The organism is Parasphingomonas halimpatiens, from assembly GCF_036663795.1.
GTDB lineage: Bacteria > Pseudomonadota > Alphaproteobacteria > Sphingomonadales > Sphingomonadaceae > Sphingomonas.
On record NZ_JAXOJP010000046.1, the window covers coordinates 21,996 to 28,079 of the forward strand.

Here is a 6,084-nt window from a genome sequence, read left to right on the forward strand (position 1 = left end):
CTTTGCGACGGTGAAGATAAGAACAGTGCTTCGACAAGCTCAGCACGAACGGGGTTTGAAAATCAACGACCAGATTTGACGCTACGGCTTCGGCTTGTCGTACGGCACGAAACTGCCCAGCCGGCAGATCGGCCCGGGGATGCTCCCGCCGCCGCGCTCGATCGTGCGAAAATGGTCGCCCTTGCACGGCCCGGTGCCGTAAAGCTCGATGACGATGATCGAATCGTCGTCGAGCCCGGGGCAGACGTCGGGCAGGTCGTTGCGCCACAGGCGCCGCCCGGATTCGCGATAGACCAGGGTGCGCGCGTCGAGTGCCTGGAGATTGCCGGCGCGGTCGGCGCTGAGGCAGTTGACCGGCGCCCCGGCGACGCGCCCGGCAAAGGTCTTGACGACCGCGTCTTCATGCGTTGCAGCCGGCGCCGCCGCCGCGAGCAGGGCGACGAGCAGCAGCGCGGGCCGCACGATCACTTGCGATACGGGATGAAGTCGCCGAACGCGCAGCTGCCGCTCGGGATACGCGCCGGCAGATCGACCGTGGTGACGATATCGCCGCGACACAGTTGGCCGGTATAGGATTTGGTCACGATCGCATCGCCGTTGCGCAGGCCGAAGCAGCCGCCACCGGTATCGTTGACGTACAGCTCACGGCGCGAGGCCTTGTAGATGATCGTGTCGCCGATGCGCTGGGTTTCGTTCATGCGGCGCGGGTCGATGCACGAGGTCGGCTTGCCGGCGGTGAAGCCGTCGAGCGCCTTGGCCAGTTCTGTGCGGTCGCGGGCTTCCTGGCGTTCGCGATAGCTGTCCTTCGACAGCGCCGCCGAGCCGGCGAGCAACAGGGCAGTGGCTATGATGACGCGGTACATGATCGACTCCTTGCACCCCCGAGATGATACATAGCGCAATTAACCGGAAAAAGCATCCTTTGCGGCGCGACGTTCTGCCAGCTGTTCGGCCGAGAGCGCGCGCAGGAACGGGTTGGTGGCGCGCTCCGCGCCGATCGTCGTCGGCACCGTCGCCTCGCCATTGGCGCGCGCCGCATCGACATGGCGCATACGTTCGACGATCGCTTCATTGTCGGGTTCGGCGACCAGCGCGTAGCGTCCATTGGCCTGGGTATATTCGTGCGCGCAATAGATGGTGGTTGCGTCGGGCAGCGCGGCGAGTCTCGCCATATTGTCGAACATCTGCGCGGCATTGCCCTCGAACAGCCGGCCGCAACCCATGGCGAACAGCGTATCGCCGGTGAACGCCACTTCATCGTCTGCGAGGTGGAAGACGATATGGCCGGTGGTGTGCCCCGGCGTTTCGATCACCTGCGCGACATGGGCACCGAGGCGCAGCGTGTCGCCCTCGGACAGCGCGATGTCGAGCGTCGGGATACGCTCGGCTTCGGTCGCAGGGCCGCTGATAATCGCGCCGGTTGCTGCCTTTATCGCGGCATTGCCGCCGGTGTGGTCGGGGTGCCAGTGGGTGTTCCAGATTTGCCCGATCGTCCAGCCGCGCCGCGTCGCCTCGGCGAGGACCGGGTCGGCCTCGGCCGGATCGACCACCAATGTCTCGTTCGAGACCGGATCGTGCACCAGCCAGATATAGTTGTCGCTCAGCGCCGGGATGCGGACGATCTCGAGGTCGGTCATCGGATATCTCCAGCGTTGAGCCCGGCGGTGCCGAGCCGTTCGGTGATGGCGCGCGCGGGTTCGGTACGGGCGAGCGCGACGCCCTGGCCGGCCCACAGGCTGCTGTAATCGCCGCGCCCCTCGGCCTCGGCGCGCGCCTTGAGCGCGGCAAGCGCGGCGCTGGCGAAGGGGAAAAGCGGGGCTGTGGGATCGATCGGACCGAGCGTATCGATCAGCCGGTTGCGCAGGCCGCGGGCGAGCCCGCCGGTGAACAGGTTGGTGAAGACGCTGTCGTCGGCGCTCGCCCCGGCCAGCGCGGCGCGGTGGACCGCGCTCACGCCGCTTTCCGGCGCGACGAGATAGGCGGTGCCGACCTGGACTGCCGCTGCGCCGAGCGCGATCGCCGCCGCCGTGCCGCGTTCGTCGGCGATGCCGCCGGCGGCGATCACCGGCAGATGCGTCGCATCGGCGATCTGCGGCACCAGCGCGAGCAGCCCGACCGGGCGGTGGCCGTGGAGGAAATGCCCGGCATGGCCGCCCGCCTCGAAGCCCTGCGCGATGATCGCATCGCAGCCGCGTGCCGCGAGCCAGCGTGCCTCGGCGACATTGGTGGCATTGCCGAAGATCAGCGCGCCGCTCGCGCGGACGCGGGCAAGCAGCGCATCGTCGGGCAGGCCGAAATGGAAACTGACGATCTCGGGCCGCACTGCCGCGACCGCCTCGGCCGCGGCGTCATCGAACGGGCGGCGCAGCGGCGGCGGGGTTTCGGGCGGACCGACCCCTTCGGCGGCGTAGAAGGGCGCGAGCCGTGCACGCCACGCCGCATCGTCGCGCTGCGGCCCCAGCCGGTGCGCGAAGAAGTTGAGGTTGAGCGGCCCGGACGACGCGGCGCGAACCTCCGCCGCCTGGGCGATGATTGCGGCTGGATCGAGCACCGCGCAGGGCAGTGAGCCAACCCCGCCGGCGTCGCGCGCGGCGATGGCCAGCGCAACCCCGGCAAAATTGGCCATCGGCGCCTGCACGATCGGCAGGCGCGCGCCGGTCAGCGCCAGGAATGCGCGGACCGCCGCGACCATCCTACCAGATGCCGGTGTTGGGCATCGAGACCCAGGGCTCGGCCGGCGGCAGTTGGCCGTCCTGGAGCAGCTCGATCGAGATATTGTCGGGGGTGCGGACGAACGCCATGTGCCCGTCGCGCGGCGGGCGGTTGATCGTCACGCCGCCGTCCATCAGCCGCTGGCAGGTCTTGTAGATATTGTCGACGCGGTAGGCGAGATGGCCGAAATTGCGGCCTTCGCCGTAAGGTTCCGGGTCCCAATTGTGCGTCAGCTCGACCTGCGCATCCTCGTCGCCGGGCGCGGCGAGGAAGATCAGCGTGAAGCGTCCCTTCTCATTGTCGAAGCGGTGCAGCTCCTTGAGGCCGAGCAGTTCGAAGAATTTGAGCGTCGCGTCCGGGTCGCTGACGCGAATCATGGTGTGGAGATATTTCATTGGGCGCCTCCATGCGTTCGGGCGGGAGATAGGCGCGCGCGGGCGGCGGTGCCAGTGCCGCGACGATGGAACTCCGCGCGTGCGATGCTAGAATATCCCCATGACAGCGCCCGCGCCTCAGCAAAGCATCGCCGATGTGGTGATCCATAGCTGGCTGGCCGATGGCCGGGAGATCTGCATCCGGACGGTCCGGCCCAGCGATGAAGCGCGCATGCGGCACGGCATCGAGCAGCTTTCGTCGCGCTCGCGCTATCTGCGTTTTTTCTCCGGCCAGCCGATGCCATCGGACCCTGTCATGCATCGGCTGCTCGACGTCGACGGGCACCGTCACATCGCCTGGGGGGCGATATTGACGGGCGATGCCGAGCATCCGGCGATCGGCGCGGTGCATGCGATTCGCGCCGGCGAGCACAGCCGGACGGGCGAGTTCTCGGTGGCGATCGTCGATGCCTTTCATGGCCTGGGCCTGGCGCGGATGCTGACCGCGGTGTTGCTGATCAATTGCCGGCTCGAGAAGATCGCCGCGCTGGAGGTGCAGATTCTCACCGAGAACCGCGCGGCGGGTAACCTCGTTCGTTCGCTGGGCGGGCAGCGCTGCGCGACGGCGTCGGATGTTTCCGAATATATGTTGGACACGAGTCAGGCGCTGGACAGCTTGCGCGGGCAATCGGACAATCCGGGCCTGTAACGGGTGTTCGAACAATTGGCCGGCTATCTGTAACGCGCCGAGGCCGACCGGCGATCGATCACGCCGGGCTAGCCAGCCACGCCCGCGCCTCCTGCACCGTCAGGAAGACGCGCAACCGCGGGTGCGCCAGCGTACGCTCGGCCTGCGCCTTGTTGAGTTGGCTGCTGACGACGATCGCCGCGCGCCCGCTCGTCTGCGACATGCCGGCGCGCATGATATTGGCGAGCAGATCGGCGACGTCATTCGCCCGGACCGGGAAGTCGAGCGATTCGACGATCGCGTCGAAATCCTCGCGGACGGCGCGCGCCTCGCTCACCTTGGCGCCCACCGCCCGGGCGAGCGCGGTGACGTCCTCGGGCTTCCAGAAACCCGCGACGCGCAGGGTTACGCAATTGGCGCGGTGATCGTAATCGACGTGAAACATGGATTCTCTTTTTCGCGCTGGACGACACATGCCAACGCTTGGCGCTGCAAGGTGGCTGCGGCTCGTCAGTAAAATGCCGCGACGATGAATGTCTAGGGCGTCGCCTTGGCCGGCGCCGGCGTATCGAACTGCCGCAGCGCCGCGATTGCCGCGCGCCCGGCGTCGCTGTCGGGGCGGAGCTGCGCGGCGCGCGTCCAGCTACTCTTGGCGCCGGCTTCGTCGCCCGACAGCGCGGCGATATTGCCCGCTTCGAGCAGTGCCGAGGCATCGTCGCCGGCGCGGCGCAGCGTCTCGGCAATGTCGTGCATGGCGCGCGGCAGGTCATTCATCCGTCGCGCCAGCGTTGCCGACAGCAACCAGGCGAGCGGATCGTCGATCGCATCGACCAGCGCGCGGTCAATGTCGCGCCGCGCCGAGGCGGTGTCGCCGATCGCCACCGCAGCGCGCGCGCGGTCGAGCTCGGCCTCGCCGCGCGCCAGCCCGACCAACGTCGCCGGCGCCAGTGCGGCGTTGAGCGCCGAGATCGCCTTGGCCGGGGTGCCGCCGGCGAGCCAGGCATTGCCGGCCTGCGCCCAGTAATTGGACGCGCGGACGTCATGCGCGATTTCGGCGGCGTTGGCGCCGGCCTCGAATTCGGCGGCGGCGGCGCTCCAGCGTAGCTCGGAGGCATAGGCGATGCCGAGGCATTGCCGCGCGAGAAAGCCGCCGCCCTGCAACTGCCAGTTGCTCGCCTCGCGCTCGGCACCGGCCGGGTCGCTGGTGGCGAGTTCGACGCAGCGATTGAAGCGCTGTTCGGTCGGCGAAGGCGCGGGCGGCGGTGCCGCTTTGGGGCGGGGTGCCTGGGCGGCGGTAGCGAGCAGCAGCGGCAGGATGATCATCGGCGGGGCAGCACTTCCTCGACGGCGCGAATCAGCAGCGCGATATCTTCGTCGCGCGCCAGGCGGTGGTCACCATCCTTGATCAGCAGCGTCTGCACATCGGCTGAACGAAGCAGCTCGGCCAGTCGACCGGTGCGGTGCCACGGCACATCCTTGTCCTTCATGCCCTGCAGCAGGCGCACCGGCACGTCGATTGCGATCTCGCCGAACATCAGCCGGTGCGCCTCGCCCGATTGCCAGAAGGCCTTGGTATAGATGGTAGGACTGTCGCTGTACGGCGAGGGGCGTTCTATCCGCCCCTCCTGCAACAAGGCCAGCTTCTCGTCGGTGGTGAAGCCCCAGTCGGTGAAGTCGGGCGCGGGGGCGATGCCGACCAGCGCGGCGACCTTTTCCGGCCGGTCACGCGCCACGACCAGCATCAGCCAGCCGCCCAGTGACGATCCGACCAGTACCGCCGGCCCCTCGACCAACTGGTCGAGCATCTCGATCACATCGTCGCGCCACCCGGCAAAGGTCTGCTCCTCGAACGCACCCTCGCTCTGCCCGCATCCGCCATAATCGAAGCGCAGAAAGGCGCGGCCCGCCGCCCTCGCCCAGGCCTCGAGCGCGACCGCCTTGGTGCCGGCCATGTCCGAGGCGTAGCCGGGCAGGAAGACGATGGTCGGTCCGGTGCCGGGGGTGTGGTGATAGGCGAGCGCGGGGCGGGGGGAGCTGGGGGAGGTCATCGTCGCACTTTACGGGAAGCCGGGCGCGCGGTCATCCCGAATTGCCAATCTCGCTTTTCGCCTGTGGAGGGGACGGGCAATCCGGCATGCGACTTCCGCGCCATCTCGAAGGCCAGCAAGCGGTATTCTTAGCCCCTCCCCTTTAGGGCTACCAGATTCACACATTGGTCTGGTATCCGAGGGTTTGGATGGCACGTTTAGCGGCCTGGATTTCGAGCCATCCGTTGAGCATGACGACCGGGCCGGGTTTTCCGTAGTAGCC

General features: G+C 68.0%; 9 protein-coding genes. 1 reads left to right on the top strand and 8 read right to left on the bottom strand.

Annotated elements, in window-relative coordinates; all coding sequences use genetic code 11:
• Positions 1–81: 81 nt before the first annotated feature.
• From U1839_RS24455 to U1839_RS24475, 5 genes are read right to left on the bottom strand one after another with little or no spacing between them, the layout of a single operon-like run.
• Positions 82–468 carry a hypothetical protein gene (locus U1839_RS24455; RefSeq protein WP_332806176.1) on the bottom strand — a complete coding sequence of 129 codons (387 nt, stop codon included), beginning with the start codon at positions 466–468 and terminating at the stop codon, positions 82–84.
• Entirely contained in the window at positions 465–863 is a 399-nt protein-coding gene (locus U1839_RS24460; protein WP_332806177.1) for a hypothetical protein, read from the bottom strand. The genes U1839_RS24455 and U1839_RS24460 overlap by 4 nt, the downstream gene beginning before the upstream one ends.
• A gap of 39 nt (positions 864–902) precedes the next feature.
• The gene (gene gloB / locus U1839_RS24465; protein WP_332806178.1) at positions 903–1,637 is read right to left on the bottom strand and encodes a hydroxyacylglutathione hydrolase; all 735 of its coding nucleotides are present in this window, start codon (positions 1,635–1,637) and stop codon (positions 903–905) included.
• Complete coding sequence (locus tag U1839_RS24470; RefSeq protein ID WP_332806179.1) at positions 1,634–2,692, bottom strand: NAD(P)H-dependent flavin oxidoreductase; 1,059 nt, start codon at positions 2,690–2,692, stop codon at positions 1,634–1,636. The genes gloB and U1839_RS24470 overlap by 4 nt, the downstream gene beginning before the upstream one ends.
• Position 2,693: 1 nt before the next feature.
• Positions 2,694–3,107, bottom strand: a complete 414-nt coding sequence (locus U1839_RS24475) for a VOC family protein (RefSeq protein ID WP_332806180.1) — start codon at positions 3,105–3,107, stop codon at positions 2,694–2,696.
• Between the two features lie 100 nt (positions 3,108–3,207).
• On the opposite strand from U1839_RS24475, the gene U1839_RS24480 reads away from it, so the two are divergent.
• A complete protein-coding gene (locus tag U1839_RS24480) occupies positions 3,208–3,795 on the top strand; it encodes a GNAT family N-acetyltransferase (protein ID WP_332806181.1) in 588 nt (195 codons plus the stop codon).
• A 58-nt stretch (positions 3,796–3,853) separates the two neighbouring features.
• Here U1839_RS24480 and U1839_RS24485 read toward each other — a convergent pair whose 3' ends face one another.
• The 3 genes from U1839_RS24485 to U1839_RS24495 all read right to left on the bottom strand — a co-directional run bounded on the left by U1839_RS24485 (position 3,854) and on the right by U1839_RS24495 (position 5,822).
• Positions 3,854–4,219 carry a hypothetical protein gene (locus U1839_RS24485; RefSeq protein WP_332806182.1) on the bottom strand — a complete coding sequence of 122 codons (366 nt, stop codon included), beginning with the start codon at positions 4,217–4,219 and terminating at the stop codon, positions 3,854–3,856.
• A 92-nt stretch (positions 4,220–4,311) separates the two neighbouring features.
• Positions 4,312–5,097 carry a tetratricopeptide repeat protein gene (locus tag U1839_RS24490; protein ID WP_332806183.1) on the bottom strand — a complete coding sequence of 262 codons (786 nt, stop codon included), beginning with the start codon at positions 5,095–5,097 and terminating at the stop codon, positions 4,312–4,314.
• Complete coding sequence (locus tag U1839_RS24495) at positions 5,094–5,822, bottom strand: alpha/beta fold hydrolase (protein WP_332806184.1); 729 nt, start codon at positions 5,820–5,822, stop codon at positions 5,094–5,096. Before U1839_RS24495 ends, U1839_RS24490 begins: the two co-directional genes overlap by 4 nt.
• Positions 5,823–6,084: the final 262 nt, after the last annotated feature.